This window comes from Niveispirillum sp. FG148 (assembly GCF_057809655.1).
Genome location: NZ_JBMDKJ010000005.1, coordinates 1 through 21,449, shown reverse-complemented (window position 1 = coordinate 21,449; position 21,449 = coordinate 1). Strand labels below are relative to the sequence as shown.

Annotated in this window: 20 protein-coding genes, 1 tRNA gene and 1 pseudogene; 11 read left to right on the top strand and 11 right to left on the bottom strand. The window is 64.8% G+C overall.

Annotation, left to right across the window (positions count from 1 at the left end):
* Positions 1-15: 15 nt before the first annotated feature.
* Positions 16-834: a type I methionyl aminopeptidase gene (gene map, locus ACODTW_RS07100; protein WP_488945261.1), complete on the bottom strand. Its 819-nt coding sequence runs from the start codon at positions 832-834 to the stop codon at positions 16-18.
* A 112-nt stretch (positions 835-946) separates the two neighbouring features.
* Positions 947-1,468, bottom strand: a complete 522-nt coding sequence (locus ACODTW_RS07095; RefSeq protein WP_488945260.1) for a GNAT family N-acetyltransferase — start codon at positions 1,466-1,468, stop codon at positions 947-949.
* A gap of 154 nt (positions 1,469-1,622) precedes the next feature.
* On the opposite strand from ACODTW_RS07095, the gene ACODTW_RS07090 reads away from it, so the two are divergent.
* On the top strand, positions 1,623-2,315 hold the full coding sequence (locus tag ACODTW_RS07090) for a tRNA-uridine aminocarboxypropyltransferase (protein WP_488945259.1): 693 nt from the start codon (positions 1,623-1,625) through the stop codon (positions 2,313-2,315).
* Positions 2,316-2,382: 67 nt separating this feature from the next.
* On the opposite strand, the gene ACODTW_RS07085 is transcribed toward ACODTW_RS07090, so the two are convergent.
* Positions 2,383-2,607: a hypothetical protein gene (locus ACODTW_RS07085; protein ID WP_488945258.1), complete on the bottom strand. Its 225-nt coding sequence runs from the start codon at positions 2,605-2,607 to the stop codon at positions 2,383-2,385.
* A gap of 157 nt (positions 2,608-2,764) precedes the next feature.
* Here ACODTW_RS07085 and ACODTW_RS07080 point away from each other — a divergent pair, with 157 nt between their 5' ends.
* The 9 genes from ACODTW_RS07080 to ACODTW_RS07040 all read left to right on the top strand — a co-directional run bounded on the left by ACODTW_RS07080 (position 2,765) and on the right by ACODTW_RS07040 (position 13,321).
* A complete protein-coding gene (locus ACODTW_RS07080; protein ID WP_488945257.1) occupies positions 2,765-3,595 on the top strand; it encodes a hypothetical protein in 831 nt (276 codons plus the stop codon).
* 100 nt (positions 3,596-3,695) lie between these two features.
* Positions 3,696-3,781, top strand: a tRNA-Leu gene (locus tag ACODTW_RS07075).
* Positions 3,782-4,043: 262 nt separating this feature from the next.
* Positions 4,044-4,976 (top strand): DUF4238 domain-containing protein, encoded by a 933-nt coding sequence (locus ACODTW_RS07070; protein ID WP_488945256.1) that lies wholly within the window; start codon positions 4,044-4,046, stop codon positions 4,974-4,976.
* Positions 4,977-5,250: 274 nt separating this feature from the next.
* The gene (locus tag ACODTW_RS07065) at positions 5,251-5,367 is read left to right on the top strand and encodes a potassium-transporting ATPase subunit F (protein ID WP_488945255.1); all 117 of its coding nucleotides are present in this window, start codon (positions 5,251-5,253) and stop codon (positions 5,365-5,367) included.
* A gap of 46 nt (positions 5,368-5,413) precedes the next feature.
* Entirely contained in the window at positions 5,414-7,105 is a 1,692-nt protein-coding gene (gene kdpA, locus ACODTW_RS07060; RefSeq protein ID WP_488945477.1) for a potassium-transporting ATPase subunit KdpA, read from the top strand.
* Between the two features lie 17 nt (positions 7,106-7,122).
* Positions 7,123-9,213 carry a potassium-transporting ATPase subunit KdpB gene (kdpB, locus tag ACODTW_RS07055; RefSeq protein WP_488945254.1) on the top strand — a complete coding sequence of 697 codons (2,091 nt, stop codon included), beginning with the start codon at positions 7,123-7,125 and terminating at the stop codon, positions 9,211-9,213.
* A gap of 13 nt (positions 9,214-9,226) precedes the next feature.
* Complete coding sequence (gene kdpC, locus ACODTW_RS07050) at positions 9,227-9,793, top strand: potassium-transporting ATPase subunit KdpC (protein WP_488945253.1); 567 nt, start codon at positions 9,227-9,229, stop codon at positions 9,791-9,793.
* A 100-nt stretch (positions 9,794-9,893) separates the two neighbouring features.
* The gene (locus tag ACODTW_RS07045) at positions 9,894-12,614 is read left to right on the top strand and encodes a DUF4118 domain-containing protein (protein WP_488945252.1); all 2,721 of its coding nucleotides are present in this window, start codon (positions 9,894-9,896) and stop codon (positions 12,612-12,614) included.
* Between the two features lie 5 nt (positions 12,615-12,619).
* Complete coding sequence (locus ACODTW_RS07040; protein ID WP_488945251.1) at positions 12,620-13,321, top strand: response regulator; 702 nt, start codon at positions 12,620-12,622, stop codon at positions 13,319-13,321.
* 16 nt (positions 13,322-13,337) lie between these two features.
* Here the strand turns inward: ACODTW_RS07040 and ACODTW_RS07035 are convergent, their stop codons facing one another.
* From ACODTW_RS07035 to ACODTW_RS07020, 4 genes are read right to left on the bottom strand one after another with little or no spacing between them, the layout of a single operon-like run.
* On the bottom strand, positions 13,338-14,699 hold the full coding sequence (locus ACODTW_RS07035; protein WP_488945250.1) for a CAP domain-containing protein: 1,362 nt from the start codon (positions 14,697-14,699) through the stop codon (positions 13,338-13,340).
* A gap of 4 nt (positions 14,700-14,703) precedes the next feature.
* Positions 14,704-15,852, bottom strand: coding sequence for a hypothetical protein (locus tag ACODTW_RS07030; RefSeq protein WP_488945249.1), 1,149 nt, complete (start codon positions 15,850-15,852; stop codon positions 14,704-14,706).
* Positions 15,849-16,235, bottom strand: a complete 387-nt coding sequence (locus ACODTW_RS07025) for a helix-turn-helix domain-containing protein (protein ID WP_488945248.1) — start codon at positions 16,233-16,235, stop codon at positions 15,849-15,851. Before ACODTW_RS07025 ends, ACODTW_RS07030 begins: the two co-directional genes overlap by 4 nt.
* 14 nt (positions 16,236-16,249) lie before the next feature.
* Positions 16,250-16,612 (bottom strand): helix-turn-helix domain-containing protein, encoded by a 363-nt coding sequence (locus tag ACODTW_RS07020; protein WP_488945247.1) that lies wholly within the window; start codon positions 16,610-16,612, stop codon positions 16,250-16,252.
* 283 nt (positions 16,613-16,895) lie between these two features.
* Here ACODTW_RS07020 and ACODTW_RS07015 point away from each other — a divergent pair, with 283 nt between their 5' ends.
* A complete protein-coding gene (locus ACODTW_RS07015; RefSeq protein WP_488945246.1) occupies positions 16,896-18,212 on the top strand; it encodes a hypothetical protein in 1,317 nt (438 codons plus the stop codon).
* A gap of 24 nt (positions 18,213-18,236) precedes the next feature.
* Here the strand turns inward: ACODTW_RS07015 and ACODTW_RS07010 are convergent, their stop codons facing one another.
* The 4 genes and pseudogenes from ACODTW_RS07010 to ACODTW_RS06995 form a co-directional block, all read right to left on the bottom strand.
* Positions 18,237-19,115 carry a Wzz/FepE/Etk N-terminal domain-containing protein gene (locus ACODTW_RS07010; protein ID WP_488945245.1) on the bottom strand — a complete coding sequence of 293 codons (879 nt, stop codon included), beginning with the start codon at positions 19,113-19,115 and terminating at the stop codon, positions 18,237-18,239.
* 81 nt (positions 19,116-19,196) lie between these two features.
* The gene (locus tag ACODTW_RS07005) at positions 19,197-20,312 is read right to left on the bottom strand and encodes a glycosyltransferase family 4 protein (protein ID WP_488945244.1); all 1,116 of its coding nucleotides are present in this window, start codon (positions 20,310-20,312) and stop codon (positions 19,197-19,199) included.
* Between the two features lie 3 nt (positions 20,313-20,315).
* Positions 20,316-21,194, bottom strand: a complete 879-nt coding sequence (gene rfbD, locus ACODTW_RS07000; protein WP_488945243.1) for a dTDP-4-dehydrorhamnose reductase — start codon at positions 21,192-21,194, stop codon at positions 20,316-20,318.
* A 4-nt stretch (positions 21,195-21,198) separates the two neighbouring features.
* Positions 21,199-21,449, bottom strand: a pseudogene (locus ACODTW_RS06995) (glucose-1-phosphate thymidylyltransferase RfbA); the annotation flags it as partial.

Genomic DNA, 21,449 nt, shown 5'->3' with positions numbered 1-21,449 from the left:
AGAGGGGGTGGCTAATTACGCGTAGGGAGGCTTGGTGAAGCCGGCCGGCGACAGGGTGAATATCTCGAATCCATCCTTGGTGACGCCGATCGAATGTTCGAACTGGGCCGACAGGCTCTTGTCTCTGGTCACGGCGGTCCAGCCGTCGGACAGGACCTTCACCTCGTACCGGCCGGCATTGATCATCGGCTCGATGGTGAAGAACATGCCTTCTTCCAGCACGGCGCCCCGGCCCTTCTGGCCGTAATGCAGCACGGATGGCGCGTCGTGGAACACACGGCCCAGCCCGTGGCCGCAGAAATCACGCACGACGGAGAAACGGAAGCTTTCCGCATAGGACTGGATGGCGTAGCCGATGTCGCCCAGCGTGGCGCCCGGCTTTACCACCGAAATGCCGCGCATCATGGCTTCATAGGTCACATCGACCAGACGCCGTGCCTTCAGGGGCACATCGCCGACCATGTACATGCGGCTGGTATCGCCGAACCAGCCATCGACGATGACGGTGACGTCGATATTGGCGATATCGCCATTGACCAGCCGCTTGGGCCCCGGAATGCCGTGACAAACGACATGGTTGATGGAGATGCAGGACGCCTTGGTATAGCCCTTGTAGCCGATGGTGGCCGACTTGCCGCCATTATCCAGGACGAATTGCAGGATCTTGTCGTCCAGTTCCTCCGTCACCGCACCCGGCACCACGAACGGGGTGATATAGTCCAGCGTGGCGGCGGCCAGCCGGCCGGCAACGCGCATGCCTGCGAAATCTTCGGGCTTGTGCAGCTTGATGGTGCGGCTGTCTTCGTATTCGTCGGCGGTATCGGCCTGGGTCATCACGTTCTGGTGCTTTCAACCTGGAAGGGGCCGCATCATTCGGCCCCGGAATGTCTGAAAGGCGAAACTCTACACGATCGGCCCCCCGGCCCGCAAATCCGCCGGCTTGGGGTCAGGCTTGGCGTGGTGGCATGGGGGCCGGGTCCAGCTGCAATTGCAGGAAGGCCAGATCCAGCCAGCGGCCGAACTTCGTGCCCACCTGCGGCATCAGGCCGGTGCGCTGGAAACCCAGCGACAGATGCAGGGCGATGGAGCCTTCATTGCCGGCCTCGATGGCGGCGACCATGACATGTTTGCCGATGGCGCGGGCCCTTTCGATCAGGGCCAGCATCAGGGACCGCCCGATGCCGCCGCCGCGGCGGTCATGCCGGACATAGACGGAATGTTCCACCGTGTATTTATAGCCGTCGAAGGCCCGCCAGTCGCCGAAGGAGGCATAGCCCACGACGTTGCCGCCATCATCCACCGCAACCAGCACGGGATAGCCCAGCCGGCGCCGGTCACCCATCCAGGCGACGCGGTTGGCAGCATCGACTTGGGCGTCGTTCCAGATGGCGGTCGTGTGGACCACGGCATGGTTGTAGATGGCGGCGATGGCGGCGGCGTCCGCGTCACTGGCGTCCCGGATCGTCATGCTTGGTTCCTGTTCCTGCGGGGGCTTTGGTCCATGGTATCCGGGACCGGGGCCCGTCGCCAATAGGGGGGCGCGACCCCGGTCCCGGCCATGGCGGGTTTGCGCCCTTGCCCCCTGCCAAACTTGCGCGGGATCGGCTATGGTCCCCGTCACCATGAATGAAGACGACCTGATCCTTCCCCCGCCGCCGGCCCCGCCACCCCCTTGCACCACCTGCGGCAAGGCCGAAGATCTGTGCCTGTGCGCCGCTTTGGTGCCACAGCGCACGCGCCTGAAGCTGCTGATCCTGATGCATCCGCAGGAACAGGATGTGGAGCTGGGCACGGCTCGGCTGCTGTCCGGCCAGATCGAGGGGGCGGTCGTCAAGATCGGCCTGTCCTGGCCCAGCCTGACCAAGGCGCTGGGCCGGCAGGTGGACCCCAAGCGCTGGGGCGTGCTGTTCATGGGCAGCAAGGAAGAAGTGGCCAAGGTGCCGCGCGGCGGCATCGCCGTGTTCGGGCGCAAGGATGTGTCGCCGGAAAGCGACCTGATCCTGGCCGATCTGGAAGGCATCGTCCTGATCGACGGCACCTGGGCCCAGGCCAAGACGCTGTGGTGGCGCAATGCCTGGCTGCTGAAGCTGCGCCGCATCGTCATCCACCCGGATTTCCGCTCCGCCTACGGCAATGTCCGCAAGGAACCGCGCCGCGAAAGCGTGTCGACGCTGGAGGCCGGGGCCTTCGTCTATGGCAAGCTGGAAGGCGATCCGGGCCTGCAGGACCGGCTGCTGAAGCCGTTCGACGTGCTGCTGGAGAAGTGGCGCAAGCGCCGCCGTCCCCGCCTGCAGGGCACGCCGCCGGCGGTGTGACTTTGCGCCCCCTCAGGCGCCGGGCGCCGCCATGCCAACACGCTCAATAAATCATGGGCGTGTTGGTTCAGAACGGTCCGAACGCCTGATAGAACAGGCTCAGGCCTGCGAAGATTGCCAGCCACAGGGCGATCTTCGCCAGCATGCCGTCGCGCGGCAGGCGGCGGATGGCGGGCCATAGCAGCACCAGCACCGCCAGCCCGGCGATAAGGCGCATGATCTGTGCATCGGTCATGGAACCGATGTGGGGGGCCGGCCGGCGGCTGTCAAGCTGGCAGGCGTTTTGCATCATCCGGCTTGACCCGGTCCTGCCCATGGCATCCAGGACAAGGCGAAAAGCGGGGAAAGCCGCTGGATTCCGGGTCACCACCCCGCCAATGCCCGGCGTACCGACAGGCAAAGCCTGCCGACGACCCGGCAATTCCTGCCCAGTGGCAAGGATGAACGGCATGCAGATCACGAATAATTCCACGACGGTCCTGCCATCGGCCATACTTGGCACCCGCCCGGGTGTGGCGGCAGAGGAAGCGGAAAAGGCGCGCAAGGCCAGGGAGGCCGCCGCCAACGGTGTCACCGGCACCAGTGGTGCCACAACCGGTACTGCCAACGGCGTCACCGGCACGGCGCCCCCCGCCGATGGCTCCCTGGGCAGCCTGGAACTGGTGCTGCCCAGCGAGGAATCAGTGGAGTCCGACCGGGCCATCCTGGGCACCGCGTTGCAGATCACCTTGGGGGCAGCGGGCATCCGCGCCACCCCGCCCATCGATTTCAAGCTGGAGAAGGGGGAGATCGACGTCGATGCCGCCGATCCGCGCCGACAGCAGATCCTGGACATCCTGAAGCAGAATCCGGAACTGTCGGATCAGCTGAAGAAGCTGGTCTCCGACGTGCAGTTCCTGGAACATGGCAAGGCGCAGGAAGGCTGGTACAAGCAGGTCAATGCCGGCATTGACCCCGACAAGGCCAACCAGAACCTGCTGAACGCTGCGGCCCAGATCGACAAGGCCACGGGCGTCACCCTGAAAGGCGACGAATTGACGCTGGAGGCGTCGGGCCTGGGCGCAAAGCTGATGGATGTGGAAAAGGGTGCGGTGTCGGATGATGAGAAAATGTGGAAGGAAACATTGCGCCTGACCGACCGCCGCAAGGACGGCCTGATCCGTGACCCGGCCCAGGTGGAACAGGAACGCAAGCAGGATGAGAAGGATGGTCACGGGCTGGCCGTGAAGGGTGGCGGAAAGCCGGCCCTGAATACCGGCGGCAGCGCTGCCGGTGCCTGAGCGTTAAGTGTCCGCGGTCGGCCCTTGTGCCCGGTCCTGCAACCCAGCATAGGCTTGCATCGACCGGGCGCTATCGGCTAGGGTCCACGCCCAGGTCGATGCCCGCTTGGCGGAATGGTAGACGCCAGAGACTTAAAATCTCTTGTCGGTAACGGCGTGCCGGTTCGAGTCCGGCAGCGGGCACCAAACTGATTTTGTTGGGGTTTTCCGGTTTTGTGGGGATGAGAACAAAACCGGATTTACCAACAGCATCTTACCAACGGGTATCAGCTCAGTTGTTCAAGAGCTAACAGCGTCCTGTTGGCGCAATAAGTGGGATTGGCCATGATCGACGCGATCCTTATTGCGTCTTGAAGAACGGCAATGCCGTCGACTCATTTATGGTTAGAAAGGCCCAGCACGCTGCGGTGACCAGGGCGAGGGTTGCGGCGATTTCCGCTCTCTGGATATGAGGCAGGCACCCATGGGGGAACCGAGGAAGCACCATTTTGCCCCGGCCTTTTCTCTGAAGCCTTGGGCTGATCTAAGCGGCGAAGTGTGCCAGATGCGCAAGATCGCTACCAGGATCGTTCCACGCAAAATCCACCCGAACGCCACTGGTTTCGTGAAGGATCTCTATCGGATTGATGGGGTGGCCGATCAACATGCGCAGCATGTCGAAATGAACTTCTTTCGGCCATTGGACACCGATGCCGATCAGGCGCTGAGAAAGATACTCTCCGGGGACAGACGTCCCTGGCCTGGAGCGATGCGGAGTGCCTGGACTCGCTATATCCTGTCACTAATGTTCCGCATGCCCCGCGCTGTCCAGTCCCTAAAGGCCCATGTGGCTGATATGTGGAAGGAGGGTGTCAAGGCCTTGGAGGCCGACTATGAGAATAGAAGACTGCCAGAGGACCCGCCGACATTCGCCGAGTACATGGCGCTGACCAACCCAGCCGCTCCCCAAATCGGAGCAGCTAACCTTCTAATGCACATCATCGACAACGGCCGGGTGGGCCCGACTATATTCCGGATGCGTTGGTCGTGCATAGCTTTGCCCAAGGCTAACCTGGACCTGCTCTATTCCGACCGCCCCATCTGCCGGCCGCTTGGATTGAACGACCCAAGGGCCTACATCGCCCTCCCGGTCGCCCCACGCTTTCTATTCCTTGCCTCTCATGACGACCGTATGGAGAAGTCGATTTCCTCAATGAGCCATACTGCGGCAGTGAAGGAAGTGAACAAGATGGTCGTCACTCAGGCGAGAGAATTCGTCTGGGCATCAGACGATAGGCAACTGGGGTTCGTGCAAAGGCATATGGCAACCGCTCCTGAGCAGGAGATGATTGCACCCGAACAAAGGGCTAAGATCTTTTCTATAGCGGCTGGGGAGGGTTAGGAACTGGCATTCTGGTGCTATATCTTGGCTCGAAAGTATTTGAATAGCTTTCCAATGGCCCCGGCGCCCTTTGCCTTTCTGCTGCACCCGCCCTCCCGGCCATAAACGTTTTTTTATGCCGGTGCCAGCGCTTCCCCCGCGAACCTTTATGCGCCTTTGCCGTCCCATGGGCCCCTGCCGTGCGGGTTGTCGCGCGGGTGGCAAGAGGGGGCGTTGATGCTCGATCTCATCCTGATTCTGCTGGTGCTGGTGCTGTTTGCGACCGGCATCGCCTATGCCTATGGCTGCGAGGGGCTGTGACGCCATGGTCGATCTGATCCTGGGCCTGGGCACGGCCGTTGGCCTGGCACTCTATCTCCTTCATGTCCTGTGCCGGCCCGAGCGCTATTGAGCGCCGCCGGCCATCGGAGAAACCCGACTTGACCTTGATCGGCTGGATGCAGATCGCGCTGTTCGCCGCGATCATCATCGCCGTCACCCGGCCGCTTGGCGGCTTCATGACGCGCATTTTCAATGGCGAACGAACCCTGATTTCCCCGCTGGTCCGGCCGCTGGAACGCGGCTTTTATCGGCTGGCAGGGGTGGATGAGCGGGCGGAGCAGCATTGGCTGACCTACGCGGTCGCCATGCTCGTTTTCAACCTGGCGGGTACCTTGCTGCTGTACGGGTTGCAACGGGGGCAGGCGCTGCTGCCGCTGAATCCGCAGGGGCTGGCCGGCGTACCACCGGAACTGGCCTTCAACACGGCCGTCAGCTTCGTCACCAACACCAACTGGCAGTCCTATGCCGGCGAAAGCACCATGGGGTATCTGACCCAGATGGCGGGGTTGGCCGTGCAGAACTTCCTGTCGGCGGCGACAGGCATTGCCCTGGCTTTGGCGCTGGTGCGCGGCTTTGCGCGCAAATCGGCACGGACCATCGGCAATTTCTGGGTCGATATGACGCGCGCGACCCTTTACGTGCTGCTGCCGCTCAGCATCATCGCCGCGATCTTCTTCGTCTGGCAGGGCGTGCCGCAGAATTTCGACGCCTATACCATGGCCACCACGGTGGAAGGGGCCCAGCAGACCATTGCCCAAGGTCCGGTCGCCAGCCAGTTGGCCATCAAGATGCTGGGCACCAATGGCGGCGGCTTCTTCAATGCCAATTCGGCCCATCCGTTCGAAAACCCCACGGCGCTGTCCAATCTGCTGCAGATGGTGCTGATCTTTTCCATTGGCGCGGCCCTGACCAATGTCTTCGGCCGGGCCGTGGGCGATGAGCGCCAGGGCTGGGCCATCCTGGCCGCCATGGGCGTGCTGTTCATCGCTGGCGTGGCGCTCACCTACTGGGCGGAAGCCGGGGGCAATCCGCTGTTCGCCGGTTTCCATATCGACCAGATGGCCGGCAACATGGAGGGCAAGGAGGTGCGGTTCGGTGCGGCCCTGTCCGCCCTGTTCGCCGTCATCACCACGGCCGCGTCCTGTGGCGCCGTCAATGCCATGCATGACAGCTTCATGCCGCTGGGCGGCATGGTGCCCATGATCAACATGGCGCTGGGCGAGATCATTGTCGGCGGCGTGGGGGCCGGGCTGTACGGCATGCTGCTGATGGCCATCATCACCCTGTTCGTGGCCGGCCTGATGGTGGGCCGCACGCCCGAATATGTCGGCAAAAAGCTGGAAGCCCGGGAAATCAAGCTGGTCGTGCTGTCCATCCTGGCCATGCCGGCCATGATCTTGATCCTGACCGCGATTGCCGTCGCCATTCCGGCGGGATTGTCGGGCATCCAGGATGCGGGGCCGCACGGCTTCTCGGAAGTCTTCTATGCCTACATGTCGGCCGCGGCCAATAATGGCAGCGCCTTTGCCGGGCTGACCGCCACCAATGGCTGGTACACGGTGACCCTGGGCATCGCCATGTTCGTCGGCCGCTTCTTCATCATCGTGCCGATGCTGGCGGCGGCCGGGTCGCTGGCGGCCAAACGGCTGGTCCCGACTTCGGCCGGCACCTTTCCCACCACGGGCGGCCTGTTTGTCGGGCTGCTGGTGGGCGTGATCCTGATTGTCGGCGGGTTGACCTATTTCCCCGCCCTGTCGCTGGGCCCGGTGGTGGAGCATCTGATGCTGACCGCCGCCGCTGCCCCGTGAGCGACCGGAGAAATTCCATGCGAAACGCAGAAATCATCACGGGCCATGGCAATAAAAGGCTGGCCCGCACCTCCCTGCTGGACCCCGCCATCCTGGGGCCGGCCATCCGCGCCAGCTATGCCAAGCTGCATCCCGGCGTGCTGGTGCGTAATCCCGTCATGTTCCTGGTTGCCATCGTCGCGACACTCAGCAGCGTGCTGCTGCTGCGTGATCTGGCGACGGAGGCGGGGAACATTGGCTTCACGCTGCAGATCGTGCTGTGGTTGTGGTTCACGGTGCTGTTCGCGAACTTCGCCGAGGCGGTGGCAGAGGGGCGCGGCAAGGCCCAGGCGGCCAGCCTGCGCCAGACCCGCACCCAGACCCTGGCCAATCGCCTGATCGGGTCGTCGCTGGCAGAGGGCACGATTTCCGTCCCGGCCGCCGATCTGGCCGTGGGGGATCTGGTCGTGGTCAAGGCCGGTGACCTGATCCCCAGCGATGGGGAGATCATCGAGGGCATCGCCACCGTGGATGAAAGCGCCATCACGGGCGAAAGCGCGCCCGTGATCCGCGAAAGCGGCGGTGACCGGTCGGCCGTGACCGGCGGCACGCGCGTCCTGTCCGACCGGATCATCGTGCGCATCACCGCGGCCCAGGGTTCCACCTTCCTGGATCGGATGATCGCCCTGGTCGAAGGGGCCGAACGGCAGAAGACTCCCAACGAGATCGCGCTGAACCTGCTGCTGGTGGGGCTCAGCCTGATCTTCCTGCTGGCCGTCATCTCCATCCCGGGCTTTGCCGCCTATGCCGGCGGGTCGGTGCCGGTGGTGGTGCTGGTGGCCCTGTTCGTCACCCTGATCCCCACCACCATCGGCGCCCTGCTGTCCGCCATCGGCATTGCCGGCATGGACCGTCTGGTCCGCTTCAACGTGCTGGCCACGTCGGGGCGCGCGGTGGAGGCGGCGGGCGATGTGGACACGTTGCTGCTGGACAAGACGGGCACCATCACGCTGGGTAACCGCCACGCCACCGCCTTCCTGCCCCTGCCCGGCGTGTCGGAGCGGGAACTGGCGGAGGTGGCGCAACTGTCCAGCCTGTCGGATGAAACGCCGGAGGGGCGGTCCATCGTCGTGCTGGCCAAGGACAGGCACGGGCTGCGCCAGCCGGACCTGAGCCCGGCCCGCGCCATCTTCGTGCCCTTTGCCGCGCAGACGCGGATGAGCGGGGTGGATATTGACGGTGTGCCTATCCGCAAGGGGGCCGTGGATGCCGTGCTGCGCCATGTCGCGCAATTGCGCGGCACGGGGACGGTGCGGCTGCCGGAACTGGATGCTATCGCCGATCGTATCGCCAAGGAAGGCGGTACGCCGCTGGCTGTGACGCGCGGCGACCGGGTGCTGGGCGTCGTGCAGTTGAAGGATATCATCAAGGGTGGCATCCGCGACCGTTTTGCCGAACTGCGCCGCATGGGCATCCGCACGGTGATGATTACCGGCGACAACCCCCTGACCGCTGCCGCCATCGCTGCCGAGGCCGGGGTGGATGATTTTCTGGCCCAGGCCACGCCGGAGGACAAGCTGGCCCTGATCCGCAAGGAACAGGCCGATGGGCGACTGGTCGCCATGTGCGGCGACGGCACCAACGATGCCCCGGCGCTGGCCCAGGCCGATGTCGGTGTGGCCATGAATACCGGCACGCAGGCGGCCCGAGAGGCCGGCAACATGGTCGATCTGGACAGCGATCCGACCAAGCTGATCGAGATCGTATCCATCGGCAAACAACTGCTGATGACGCGCGGGGCCCTGACCAGCTTCTCCATCGCCAATGATGTGGCCAAGTATTTCGCCATCATCCCGGCCATGTTCGCGGGTCTTTACCCGGCGCTGGGGGCCTTGAACATCATGGGCCTGTCCACGCCGCAATCGGCGATCCTGTCGGCCATCATCTTCAACGCGCTGATCATCGTCGCCCTGATCCCGCTGGCCTTGAAGGGTGTCACCTACCGCGCGCGGTCGGCGGCCAGCCAATTGTCGCGCAACCTGCTGGTCTATGGCGTGGGCGGGCTGATCGTGCCGTTCATCGGGATCAAGCTGATCGACATGGCCGTCACGGCTGTCGGTCTGGCGTAAGGAGCATATGGAAATGTTGAAGCAGATACGCCCGGCCCTGGTGCTGACGGCCCTGTTCACGCTGCTCTGCGGCTTTGCCTATCCGCTGCTGGTGACGGGGGTGGCCAAGGGGCTGTTCCCGGCGCAGGCAGACGGCAGCCTGATCCGGAGCAGCGACGGCACCATCATCGGGTCCGACCTTATCGGCCAGAATTTCACGGGCGAAGGTTATTTCTGGCTCCGCCCGTCGGCGGCGGGGACGGGATATGACGCCGCCGCGTCCAGCGGGTCCAATCTGGGCCCCACGGCCGCGCCGCTGATCGAACGGGTGAAGAAGGACGCCGAGCGGCTGGGTGCGCAAGAGGGACACGCGGTGCCCGTCGATCTGGTCACGACATCGGGCAGCGGGCTTGACCCCCATATCTCCCCCGCCGCGGCCTATTATCAGGTGGCGCGCGTCGCCGCTGCCCGCGGCATGGACGAAGCCGTGGTGAAGCGTCTGGTCGATGCCCAGGTCGAACCGCCGCTGCTGGGCTTGATCGGGGAGGCGCGGGTGAATGTCCTGCGCCTGAACCTGGCCCTGGATGCGCTGAAACACTGACCCGCCGGCAGTCGCACCGTCGCGGCCGTCGCTTCGCGCCGGCCGCGACGATTGCGTTTTCTCCCGCTATAATCCCCGCTACGCCACCCCAAAGGTGCCCATGCCCCCCAGTGCCGATGATGACCGCCGTCCGTCCCCCGATGCCCTGCTGCAGGCGGCGGCGGCCGAACGGCGGGGCAAGCTGAAGATCTTTCTGGGCGCCGCCCCCGGCGTCGGCAAGACCTATGAGATGCTGCGCACGGCCCATGCCATGAAGGCAGAGGGCGTGGATGTCGTCGTCGGCGTGGTGGAAACCCACGGGCGGGCGGAGACGCTGGCCCTGCTGACGGGGCTGGAGGTGTTTCCACGCAAACCCGTCGCCTATCGCGGTCAGGACCTGCTGGAGATGGACCTGGACGGGTTGCTGGCCCGGCGGCCAAAGGTGGTGTTGGTAGACGAACTGGCCCACACCAACGCACCGGGCAGCCGGCACGCCAAGCGCCATTCTGATGTGGAGGAACTGCGCGACGCCGGCATCGATGTGCTGACCACACTGAATGTGCAGCATATCGAAAGCCTGAACGACATTGTCGCCCGCATCACCCGCATCCGCGTGCGGGAAACCGTGCCCGATCAGGTCATCGACAGTGCCGACGAGGTGGAGGTGGTGGACCTGACCCCGTCCGACCTGATCAAGCGGCTGGGGGAGGGCAAGGTCTATGTCCGCGATCAGGCGCAGCGGGCGCTGAAACATTATTTCTCCCCCGGCAATCTGACGGCACTGCGCGAACTGGCGCTGCGCCGCACGGCCCAGCGTGTCGATGACCAGATGGTCAATTACATGCGCAGCCACGCCATCGCCGGCCCCTGGGCGGCGGGGGAGCGTATCCTGGTCTGCATTTCCGACGATCCGGGCACGGGCGGGCTGGTTCGCTATGCCAAGCGCATGTCGGACCGGTTGAAGGCGCCGTTCACCGCCGTCTATGTGGAGACGGCGCGGCACCAGCGGCTGGACGAGGCCGCGCGCGACCGCATCGCCGAGGCCCTGCGTCTGGCCGAGCAGTTGGGCGCCGATGCGCTGACCCTGCCCGGACAGACTGTGTCGGACGGGGTCATCACCTTTGCCCAGACCAACAACATCACCCAGATCGTCATCGGCAAGTCGCAGCGGTCGCGCTGGTTCGAGCTGCTGCATGGGTCCGTCGTGCATGATCTACTGCGCCGGGCGGAGGGGATTTCCGTCCATGTCATCGCCGGCGAGCAGGCCGACCCCGACGGCAATGCCGCCCGCCGCCCGCCCGCCCGCGCGGCGGGGCGGCCGCGCGGGCAATGGCGGCCCTATCTGATCTCCACCCTGTTCACGGCCCTGGCGCTGGGCACGGGCGTGCTGGTCGACGACTGGCTGGGGGTGCAGAATATCAGCCTGGTCTTCCTGATGGCCGTGCTGGGCAGCGCTGTTCTTTATGGCTTCGTGCCGGCGCTCTACACGGCGTTCCTGGCCGTGGCTGCCTATAATTTCTTCTTCCTGCCGCCGCTCTACACTTTCACCATCCGCGACCCGTCCAATATCTGGGCGCTGGGCTTCTTCATGGCCGTGGCCCTGCTGACCAGCCGGCTGACGGCACGGGTGCGCGAACAGGCCGACATTGCCCGGGCCCGCGCCCGCACCACGGCGCAATTGTCAGCCTTTGCCAGCAAGCTGGCCGGCATCGGCGATCTGGATGATCTGTCCTGGGCCGCCTGCCACCAGATCGCGCTGATGCTGAAGCTGCGCGTCGTGCTGCTGCTGCCGGATGACAGTGGGGAGGGGCTGGCGTTGGCATCCGCCTATCCACCCGACGACCATATATCAGAGGCAGACCGGGCGGCGGCGCTGTGGACCTTCGAACATGGCAAGCCGGCCGGGCGGGGGGCGGCCACGCTGCCGGGGGCGCCGCTGCTGTACCTGCCGCTGCGCACTGATCGATCGACGGTGGCCGTGGCCGGGATCGGCAATGACGATGCGGGTGGTGGCCCGCTGCTGACGCCGGACGACAGGCGCCTGCTGGACGCGCTGCTGGACCAGGTGGCCGTGGCCATCGAGCGGGTGAAGCTGGTCCGCGTCATCGACCAGGCCAAGCTGGAAAGCGAGACGGAGCGGTTGCGCGCGGCCATGCTGACCTCCCTCTCCCATGATCTGCGCACACCGCTGGCCGCCATCATCGGTGCTGTCGGCAGCCTGAAGCGCGGTGGCGGGGACCCCGACACGCGCGAAGCGCTGCTGGATACCGCCCTGGCGGAAAGCGAGCGGATGGGCCGGTTCGTACGCAACCTGCTGGATATGACGCGGCTGGAAGCAGGTGCGCTGGACCTGAAGCGGGAACCGATCGATCTGGCCGATGTCGTGTCCGGTGCCGTCCGCCGGGCGGCACCCATCCTGGCGGGGCATGTCGTGTCGGTTACGCTGGCCAACGACCTGCCCCTGGTACGCGGTGATCATCTGCTGCTGGAACAGGTGCTGTTCAATCTGCTGGACAATGCTGCCAAATATGCCCCGGCGGGCAGCAAGGTTGTGATCCGGGCACAGCGACAGGCGGCGCATGTGCGCCTGTCAGTCATGGACGGGGGCCCCGGCATTGGGCTCGACCTGCGGGAAAAGGTGTTCGACAAGTTCTTTCGGGTGGAAGCGCGCGACCATCGTCAGGCCGGGACCGGTCTGGGACTTGCCATCGCCCGCGGTTTCGTGGAAGCCATGGGGGGCACCATCCGCGCGGGCGACCGCGATGATGGTGCCCAGGGCGCCTGCTTCGACATCACGCTGCCCGTCGATCCGCGTGGCACCCTGCTGACCATGGAAGGCTGAAGGGCATGACCAGACCGCACCGGCTGCTGATCGTCGAGGATGAGGGTGCCATCCGCCGCCTGCTGAAGACCATCGTCACGCCCCAGGGCTGGGAGGTGGTGGAGGCGGTGTCGGGTGCCGACGCCTTGGCACTGGCCCGGCAGGCCCTGCCGGAACTGATCCTGCTGGATCTGGGCCTGCCGGATATGGAGGGGCTGGACCTGATCCCGGCCCTGAAACGGGAACGGCCCGTGCCCATCATCGTCCTGTCGGCCCGCGACAGGGAGCAGGACAAGGTGACGGCCCTGGATCTGGGCGCCGACGATTATGTCACCAAGCCCTTCAGCGAGGGCGAATTGCTGGCCCGCATCCGCACGGCCCAGCGCCATGCCATCCAGCAGGTGGGCGGCCGGCCCGTGGTGCAGGCCGGCGATCTGGAGATTGATCTGGTAACCCGCCAGGTACGCAAGGGCGGGCAACGCCTGCATCTGTCACCGACGGAATTCGACCTGCTGCACCTCTTGGCCCGCCATGCCGGTCGCATCCTGACCCATCGCCAGATCCTGGAACAGGTCTGGGGACCGGCCCAGGCGGACGAGGTGCAGTATCTGCGTGTCTATATCCGGCAGTTGCGCCAGAAGATCGAGGCGGAGCCGAACAATCCAGCCATCATCCTGACCGAACCCGGCATCGGCTACCGGTTCAGCGACACGCAAGCGACGGGATGACGGGTGGCAGCGGCGGTCAACCGACCAGCGACGCGTCGAACGGCAGGCGGCCTTCGATCTGGCCGATCAGACGGTAATGGGTGAACCCGCTGTCGAAGGCACCCGCCGTCACAGCCGCCGCGACATCCGGGTTATGCGACAGATAGTAGGATTCGCTGAAATCGTCCGTCGCCAGGCGGCCTTCATAGCGGCCGAAGGTCAGATAATGGTCGATGGCAGACCCGATCTGACCCGCGGCAATGGCCGAGGCCACGTCGGGGTTCAGCTTCAGATAATCGGCCGTATCGAAATAGGCATTGGGGTTGCGGCCTTCGAACTGCCCGAACAGCAGATAATGGTCAAAGGCGCTTTTGACCGCGCCACTTGCGACGGCCTGGGCGATATCCGGATTCTGAGCCAGATAATAATCGGTGTCGAAGAAGGCGGCGGGGTCGCGTCCTTCGACCTTGCCGAAGGACCAGAAATGGTCGTCCACCGTGGCAAAGGCCCCGGCCGTCACCGCCCCGGCCACATCCAGGTTGGTCCTGGCGTAGTAGCCGGCATCGAAATGCACGCTGGTCAGGTTTTCCCCCCAGCTGCTGCTGTCGATGATCCGGTCGGAGAACTGGATATATTCGACATTGTGGACGTGAATTTCGCCCTCGCTGCCGCCGGTGATGACAGCACCAAGCTGACCGTTCTGCACTGTCGCGGTGATCTTGTAGGTCGCCGCTGTACCCGACAGGGTGACGCGGTCGGTGCCGGTGCCGCCATCGATACTGTCACCATTGGTCAGGGAGACGAAAACATCGTTGCCCCCCAGGCCACTGATATTATCGGCCCAGGCGGTCGACCGGATGGTCTCTCCGGCGGCCGACCCGCTGATGGCGGCGACAGCCGTGGCGTCGGTGTTCTTGGCGTAATTGCCGAAGGTGACATAGACCATGTCACCATCAATGCCGACGCCCATCGTGTCCCAGCTGGACGACAGGATGTTGGCATAGGTGCCGGGATTGGCCACCCAGGTATCCAGCACATTGGTCTGCAGCGATCCCGCCAGCACGGCATCGGCATTTTCCGCAATGGTCTGCGGCAATACCAGCTTCAGCCCGGTTCCCAGCGCCAGCACGCCGTTGACGAAGGACTGCCCGTCGCTCCAATAGTGCAGCGACGGCACCGGGCGCGCCGCCACGGTCACCGCCGACCAGGAGGCATAACCGACATTATTGTCGAAATCCGCCGCATGCTGACCGGCAATGACGGTCATGTCATAGGACGGCTTCAACGCCGTCAGACCGTTGGCGACACGCAGATCATTGATCGCGTGGTAAAGCGCCAGTTCATCCACAGACAGCGTGTTGCTGCCTGCATAAAGTGTGGTTTCTGCTGCTAGACTCATGGTTTCAGCCTCCGGTGACCAGCGTACCGGCACCGCTCAACAGGTGGACTTCCACCGTTGACTGGCCGATGATGGTCAGGTTTGCACCGCCGTTGGCAACCAACGCCCCCAAATCGGTGATGATGGCACTGGAGGTGCCGTCACCATTCGATTTTTCGATCACCAGACTATCGCGCCCAACCTCGAATGCCCCAAGCTTCGCGGTCAGGGTTTGGTCATCCTTGTCGAGGATGACAAGGAACATATCCGCCTTCTTCTCCGTGCCGGAGAAGGAGACATTGTCATTGAAGGCCACCTGCACATGCTCCGACCCCATGTCGAAGGACAGCAGAGTGTCGGTGCCAAGGCCCAGGACCGCGGGGGCGGCCTGCGCCTGCGGACCGGTGGGCAGGACATCGTCGGGATGCACCGCGGCGATCGCCACCGTCGCGGCCGGTGCCGTCGCGGTTGACGCTACGGTGACGACGTCCGCATCCTTGGTCGCGACGATCGTCACATGCACCTGACTGTCGGTCGCGGGGGCCGGGTCCGCCGGAGCGGCCTGATGGCTATCCTTATGCGCCACGGCACCGGCGTCGGCCACGGCTGGCAAATCCAGGGCGGCGCTGTTAGCATCGATAGCGTGATCGCTGGCGCTGACCGCTTCGGTCGGGGGCAGGGGCGATGCCGCCGCCTCGTGCGTGACGGCGTTGGCGATCACATCCGCCGTCAGCACCGCCACGACCGCGCTGACAATGCGCAGGAAGGCATGGGTGCCATCCCGATCATCATCCCCGCCATTTGCGCCCGCCGGGGATGCCCCGTGGGCGTCGACGATGCCCGCCAGACTTAGCAGCGACCCCATGTCGATCTGGGCCAGCGCATCGCGCAGCGTGTCGCCAGACCAGCTGTCGCCATCCAGCACATGCACGACAATGAAGCCATCGATGCGGGCGATATGGATCAGCGCATCGCCGGACGACGCATCCTCAATCGCGAACCAGGGGTCACCTTCGTCCGACATGCCGGAAGAAGCCTCGACCACCAGTCCCTGACGGGCGAACTGGTCCAGGCAACGATAGATGTCGGCGATGTCCTGGCTGGTCCAGGCGCCAGAAGAGGAGCCGCCACCCGAACGGCCAGGGAAACGGAATATTTCCGCCGACGCGCTCATGCCGGCTTTCCTTCTTCGCGGGATTGGCCCTCACGGGCATGGCGCAGGGCGGCGAAGGCATCCGGTTCGAATGCGGCCAGGTAACCGGCTGCGAATTCCGAAGGTTCCATCCCCAGGGCAACAGCCCAGCCCGACAGCACGCCTTCCGGCACACGGCCACGTCCGGCTTCCACCGCGCTGATCAGCGTCGGGGTGGAAAGGCCGATAGCCTGTGCCAGATCGCGGGTGCTGAAACCGTAATTGACGCGACGCTGGCGGATCGCATGCCCCCACGCGGCCCGGCGTTCCCGCAGGGCCGACACACGTTCGCGCAGCATGGCATCACCCGGCTCCTGCCGGAGGGCCTTTATCTGCGCGGTGCGGATGGATACGATCTCTCCCATGGCGCCCGACCGGCTCAGACCACGCGGAACTTCGGCGCGCCGCTGGTCGCGGCGCCCGTGTCGGCCGCCGGTGCATCACCGGCATTGCCGAACAGGATGGCGTGCGTGATCGGGTCGTAGAACTGCATCAGGGTCCGCACGAATTCAGCCGGCTGCATGCGCAGGGCAGAAGCCCAGGCCAGATAGCTGTCCGGGGGGATGCGGCCACGCCCGGCCTCGATCATCGAGACCATCGTGTAATATTCCAGGCCCACAGCCTCCGCCAGCGCACGCTGGGTCAGGCCGACCTCTGTCCGGCGGTTCTTCAGCCAAGCACCGGCCTGTCGGCGCAGCTCCTTGACCTCTTCACCGCCACCATGCTGAGGATGAGAGTACATCCGACACCCCTACGACTCTGTCCAAAGCGAACATAAGCGACTTTATAACAGATTACCACTGTTCTGTGCCGCCGGGGGCCGGCCTGGACGAAAAGCTGATCTGCACATAAGAAAATGCCCGGAATCGGGCAGGAATATGGCCTTTGCCGTACCTCACAAGGATGGTTCGTTGGCGCCATGATTGCGACTCCGCCCGCGACTCCAAGCAGCGGTGCGGCGGCTTGACCCTCCCGTCCCGCTTCACTAACGTGCCGGGCAACGGGGACCTCTGGGGCCGGCGGGGATGCCCGGGGCGGACAAGAACATGATCGACGCCTTCTACAACGCGCTGTTCCTACTCAACATGCTGGTGAATTTCAGCCTGGAGCCGCTGTTCCTGCTGTTTTTCTGCCGGCTGCTGGGCATCGGCTATCTCAATCCCTATTCGATCACGGTCTTCGCCCTGCTGCCGGTCCGCCTGCTCTGGCTTTTTGCGGGGCCGTCGGTGCATTTCGATGCCGGGATATTCGACGGCACGTACCAGTATCTGATCCTGCTGGAAAACCTGCAATTCGCGCTGCGGTCGGGGGTGGCGGGGCTGCTGCTGCTGTTCCTGGTGCGGAACGACGTTCTGGGCGGGTTCGTGGACCGCTTCCATTATCATCCCATGGCGCCGGAGCGGCTGCGCCTGTGCGCCCTGTGGTTCTTCGGCCTGTTCGTGCTGTTTTTCGTGGTGACTGCCAGCTGGAGCTTCGGCCTGCTGAACTGGATCATGAGCCCGCGCACGGGCTATCAGCTGCATCGCACGGGGGCTGGCGCCTTTTATGCCATGGCGGTGTCACTGCTGGCCGTGTCCTATGTCCTGGCCCTGCTGGCGGCCGACAGCCGGCGCGGCATCATCACCACCTGGATGCTGTTCCTGCCCGTCGTGTTCCTGCTGGGATCGAAGGGCTATCTGGTCCTGTACACCATCACCGCCTTCGCCTTCATGCTGATCCATGGGTTCAGGCTGAAGCTGGGCATGGTGCTGCCCATCGGGCTGGTGATGACGGCGGCCGTGCTGTTGAATTTCGGGTCGGCCGACCTTCTCGATATCTTCTTCTATTTCGATTATTATTCGAACAGCGCCTATTTCATCGCGGCCTATCAGAACGGGCTCACGGACCTGTTTTATGGACAGATCGCGTCGACGGAGATCATCGGCGCCATTCCGCGGGCGCTGTGGCCGGACAAGCCCTTCGTTTATGGCTCCACGCTGCTGAACGAGATGTTCTATCCTGGCTTCGCCGAAAAGGGCCATACGCCGGCCTTTGGCGGGCCCATCCTGGCCTATGCGGATTACGGGGTGCCCGGTGTCATCCTGAACGGGCTGACGGACTGGTCCTATCTGGGCAGCGTGCTGCTGGCCTTCCTGCTGCTGAAGCGGCTGCGCGAACGGGGGCCGGATTTCATCCGCACCCACCATTTCTACATCTTCCTGACCTTGCAGATGCTGGCGCCCGGCTACCTGAACTTCTTCCAGTTCCCCTTGAATCTGGGGATCATGGGCTTCGTGGCCCTGAGCATCTATGCCTGCAACACGCTGCCGCCGCTGCGCCTGGTGCGGTTCAGCCGGGCTTGATGAAGGCGGGGGGCCGCCCCCGTATCAGCGGATGCGGCCGCCGCCGTGGCGGTAGGCGTTGAACAGCTGCACCGTCACGACGGCAAAGGCGAAGAGGAAACCCGCCACCAGGGCGCCGGCCAGGATCAGCAGACGGCGCGGAGAGGCCGGCTGTTCACCCGCATGCAGGCTTTCGATGACCCGGTAGGTGAAAGGGGCATCGGTCATGCTGGTCATCAGCTCATGCTCGACTTCCAGCAGATTCTTCACCAGGGCGTCGCGCTGATAGGCGTTGGTGGTCTGCTCCAGCGAGCGCAGCAGCGCCTCGCGCTGGGCCGTCTTCGTTTCCCGCACCTGGGTCCGGATGATGCCGTCGGCGATGGCGAAAATACGTTGCAGAACCTGCTGCGCGAAGGCCGGGTCCTTGTGCAGGAAGGTCACTTCCGTGAAGGTCGTATCCTCCAGCGGCGTGTTGCGCAGCTTGTTGACGGACAGCAGAGCCTTCAGCTTCTCACCCATCAGGCCGGCCGTGATCTTCACGCCGTCGTCCGGTTCCGCGATGCGCGGCCCCATCTCCTTGTCGGCGGCGAGCTGGGCCGCGATGTCATAGGAGCTGAGCGTCTGCAGGAACTGCTTGTGCAGGGTGGAACTGCCACCATCGCCCAGGGCAGCCCCCAGCCCGAAGGGCAGGTTCAGGCTGCTGGCCTTGTTGCTGTTGGAGGAGGAGGTCGAAGGGCCCACTGTGGCCGACGCCTTGTAGAGCGGCGTGGCCAGATAGACATAGCCCACCGCACCTGCCGCCATGACCAGGCAGGCCACCAGGAAGATGGCCCAGCGGCGCAGGAAGAACAGGATGACGTCGCCGATATAGATCACGTCTTCCCCCTTGGGGGCGGCCGTCCGGGCGGCGGTCTGCGCTTCCATGGTCACTTGTTTCCCTCCGGTCCTGTCCGCTGCCGGTGTCAAATCCGCCGCGACCCTACGATCTATGGCCGCCGCTGTCCATCATGCCAGTTGGGCATAGAGTGACGCGGTTTCCCGCGCGCAACGCCGCCAGCTGAATTCGGCCACACGCCGTCGGCCCCTTTCGACCAGGGCGGCGCGGCCGGCATCATCGGCCACCGTGGCCGACAGCATTGATGCCGTGACCTCGATATTCTCGGCGTCATAGGTCAGGGCCGCCCCGCCCGCGACCTCCACCAGGGCCGCGGCTTCCACGGCCAGGGCGACGGGGCAGCCCGCCCCCATTGCCTCAAGCACGGGCAGGCCGAAGCCCTCGCACCGCGACGGATAGACGAACAGCAGGGCATCGCGATAGGCGCGGAACAGGGCCGTGTCGTCACCGCCGGTCCAATGCACATGCTCGCCGATGCCGCATTCGGCGATCAAAGCATGGTCATCGGCACCGAACCCGCCACCCCCGAAGCAGAGCAGCGCCACGCCCTCCGCCGGCAGCCGGCTGGCCGCGTAACCACGCAGCAAATTGGCGAAGTTCTTGTAGCCGCCGCGCCGGCCGACGAACAGCACATAGGGCCGGCCGTCCAGCGTCGCCGGTCCATGGCCGGAGGCGGGGCCCGTCAGGGGCGCGAAGCCGTGATGCACGACATGCACCTTGCCCGTCGGGATGTCCCACAATTCACACAGATCGACGCGCGTCGCCTCCGTCGGCACGATCACCAGATCGGCACGGTCCACGGCCTTGCGCTTCAGCTTGCTGTTGATGGGGAAGGACCGCGCCTCGTCCGGATACATTTCCCAGACCATGTCATGGACGGTGGTCACCAGCGGTCGCCGCCCGCCCATCATGTCGATCAGCGGATAATAGGTGCGGTGGAAAATCCCGCCGGCCGGGGTTCGTGTCGCCGCCCACAATTCATTGCGAAGCCGCCTGAGCTGTGTCGGCAGGCGGCTCTGCGCCGAATAGCGGCCCGTGGCCAGCCCGGCCGTTGTCGGCAATGCCTGCAGGTCGCGCAGATGCAGGTTGCGATGGTCGCCGGCCGCTATATGCACGGGCCAGCCATCCTGATGCAGGGCCAGGGCCAGTTCCGTGAAATAGCGGGAGATGCCGCCCACGACCTGGGAGGTGAAAATGTCGTGGGAGAAGCTGACGGGGGGAAGCAAGGTTCAGCCCGCCTTGATCAGGCTATCGACCGCTTGGGCCAGTCCGACCCGCCAGTCCGGCAGCACTGCACCCGGCAGGGCCAGGTAACGGTCGCAGGCCAGTACGGAATTGGCCGGCCGCTTGGCGGGTGTCGGATAATCGGCGGTGGCGATGGGATGGACGATCGGCACAGGCCGGCCATGGCGGGCGGCGTCGGCAAAGATGGCCTGGGCAAAGCCGTGCCAGGTGGTGGGTTCCGCCCCGCCGAAATGGTAAAGGCCGCTGGCTGTGCCATCGGCCACGAAGGGCGCCATCAGCAGGATGGCATCGGCGATGTCATGGGCGGCAGTCGGGCGCCCGCGCTGATCGGCGACGACGCGCAGTTCCGGCCGATCCGCGCCCAGGCGCAGCATGGTGCGCACAAAATTGGCGCCATAGGGGCTGAACACCCAGGACGTGCGCAGGACGGCGCTGTGGTCAAAGCCCAGCTCCGCCATGGCCTGTTCGCCCGCCAGCTTGGAAGCGCCATAGACGCCCAGCGGACCGGTGGGGTCATCCTCCCGCCAGGGACGGTCGCCGCCGCCGTCGAAGACATAGTCGGTGGAGACATGGATGAAGGGCCGGCCGGCATCCCGGGCGGCCAGCGCGATATTGCGCGTGCCGGTGCCGTTCACGGCAAAGGCGGCCTCGGGCTCGCTCTCCGCCTTGTCGACGGCGGTATAGGCGGCGGCATTCACCACCAGATCGGGCGCCTCTGCCCGCACGGCCGCCGCGACCGCGTCGGCATCGGTGATGGACAGGCTTTCCCGACCCAGGCAGACGACCTCATGCCCGGCGGCGCCGGCCTGGTCGCGCAGCGCCCGGGCCAATTGTCCGTCGCGCCCGAATACCAGCAGCTTCATGGTCTCAATCCCCTGCGGCCGCTTCGCGCAGCACCTTCATCAGGTACTGGCCGTAATCGTTCTTCATCATGGGCTTGGCGAGCTTCTCGACCTGCTCGGCGGTGATCAGGCCTTGGCGATAGGCGATTTCCTCCGGGCAGCAGATCTTCAGTCCCTGGCGCTTTTCCACGGTCTGCACGAAATGCGTGGCCTCGACCAGACTGTCATGGGTGCCGGTATCCAGCCAGGCATAGCCGCGGCCCATGCGCTCCACCG

Coding starts and splice junctions, on each gene's coding strand:
- map (WP_488945261.1), bottom strand. CDS start 834: ATGACCCAGGCCGATACCGCCGACGAATACGAAGACAGCCGCACCATC.
- ACODTW_RS07095 (WP_488945260.1), bottom strand. CDS start 1,468: ATGACGATCCGGGACGCCAGTGACGCGGACGCCGCCGCCATCGCCGCC.
- ACODTW_RS07090 (WP_488945259.1), top strand. CDS start 1,623: ATGAATGAAGACGACCTGATCCTTCCCCCGCCGCCGGCCCCGCCACCC.
- ACODTW_RS07085 (WP_488945258.1), bottom strand. CDS start 2,607: ATGATGCAAAACGCCTGCCAGCTTGACAGCCGCCGGCCGGCCCCCCAC.
- ACODTW_RS07080 (WP_488945257.1), top strand. CDS start 2,765: ATGCAGATCACGAATAATTCCACGACGGTCCTGCCATCGGCCATACTT.
- ACODTW_RS07070 (WP_488945256.1), top strand. CDS start 4,044: ATGAGGCAGGCACCCATGGGGGAACCGAGGAAGCACCATTTTGCCCCG.
- ACODTW_RS07065 (WP_488945255.1), top strand. CDS start 5,251: ATGCCTATGGCTGCGAGGGGCTGTGACGCCATGGTCGATCTGATCCTG.
- kdpA (WP_488945477.1), top strand. CDS start 5,414: ATGCAGATCGCGCTGTTCGCCGCGATCATCATCGCCGTCACCCGGCCG.
- kdpB (WP_488945254.1), top strand. CDS start 7,123: ATGCGAAACGCAGAAATCATCACGGGCCATGGCAATAAAAGGCTGGCC.
- kdpC (WP_488945253.1), top strand. CDS start 9,227: ATGTTGAAGCAGATACGCCCGGCCCTGGTGCTGACGGCCCTGTTCACG.
- ACODTW_RS07045 (WP_488945252.1), top strand. CDS start 9,894: ATGCCCCCCAGTGCCGATGATGACCGCCGTCCGTCCCCCGATGCCCTG.
- ACODTW_RS07040 (WP_488945251.1), top strand. CDS start 12,620: ATGACCAGACCGCACCGGCTGCTGATCGTCGAGGATGAGGGTGCCATC.
- ACODTW_RS07035 (WP_488945250.1), bottom strand. CDS start 14,699: ATGAGTCTAGCAGCAGAAACCACACTTTATGCAGGCAGCAACACGCTG.
- ACODTW_RS07030 (WP_488945249.1), bottom strand. CDS start 15,852: ATGAGCGCGTCGGCGGAAATATTCCGTTTCCCTGGCCGTTCGGGTGGC.
- ACODTW_RS07025 (WP_488945248.1), bottom strand. CDS start 16,235: ATGGGAGAGATCGTATCCATCCGCACCGCGCAGATAAAGGCCCTCCGG.
- ACODTW_RS07020 (WP_488945247.1), bottom strand. CDS start 16,612: ATGTACTCTCATCCTCAGCATGGTGGCGGTGAAGAGGTCAAGGAGCTG.
- ACODTW_RS07015 (WP_488945246.1), top strand. CDS start 16,896: ATGCCCGGGGCGGACAAGAACATGATCGACGCCTTCTACAACGCGCTG.
- ACODTW_RS07010 (WP_488945245.1), bottom strand. CDS start 19,115: ATGGAAGCGCAGACCGCCGCCCGGACGGCCGCCCCCAAGGGGGAAGAC.
- rfbD (WP_488945243.1), bottom strand. CDS start 21,194: ATGAAGCTGCTGGTATTCGGGCGCGACGGACAATTGGCCCGGGCGCTG.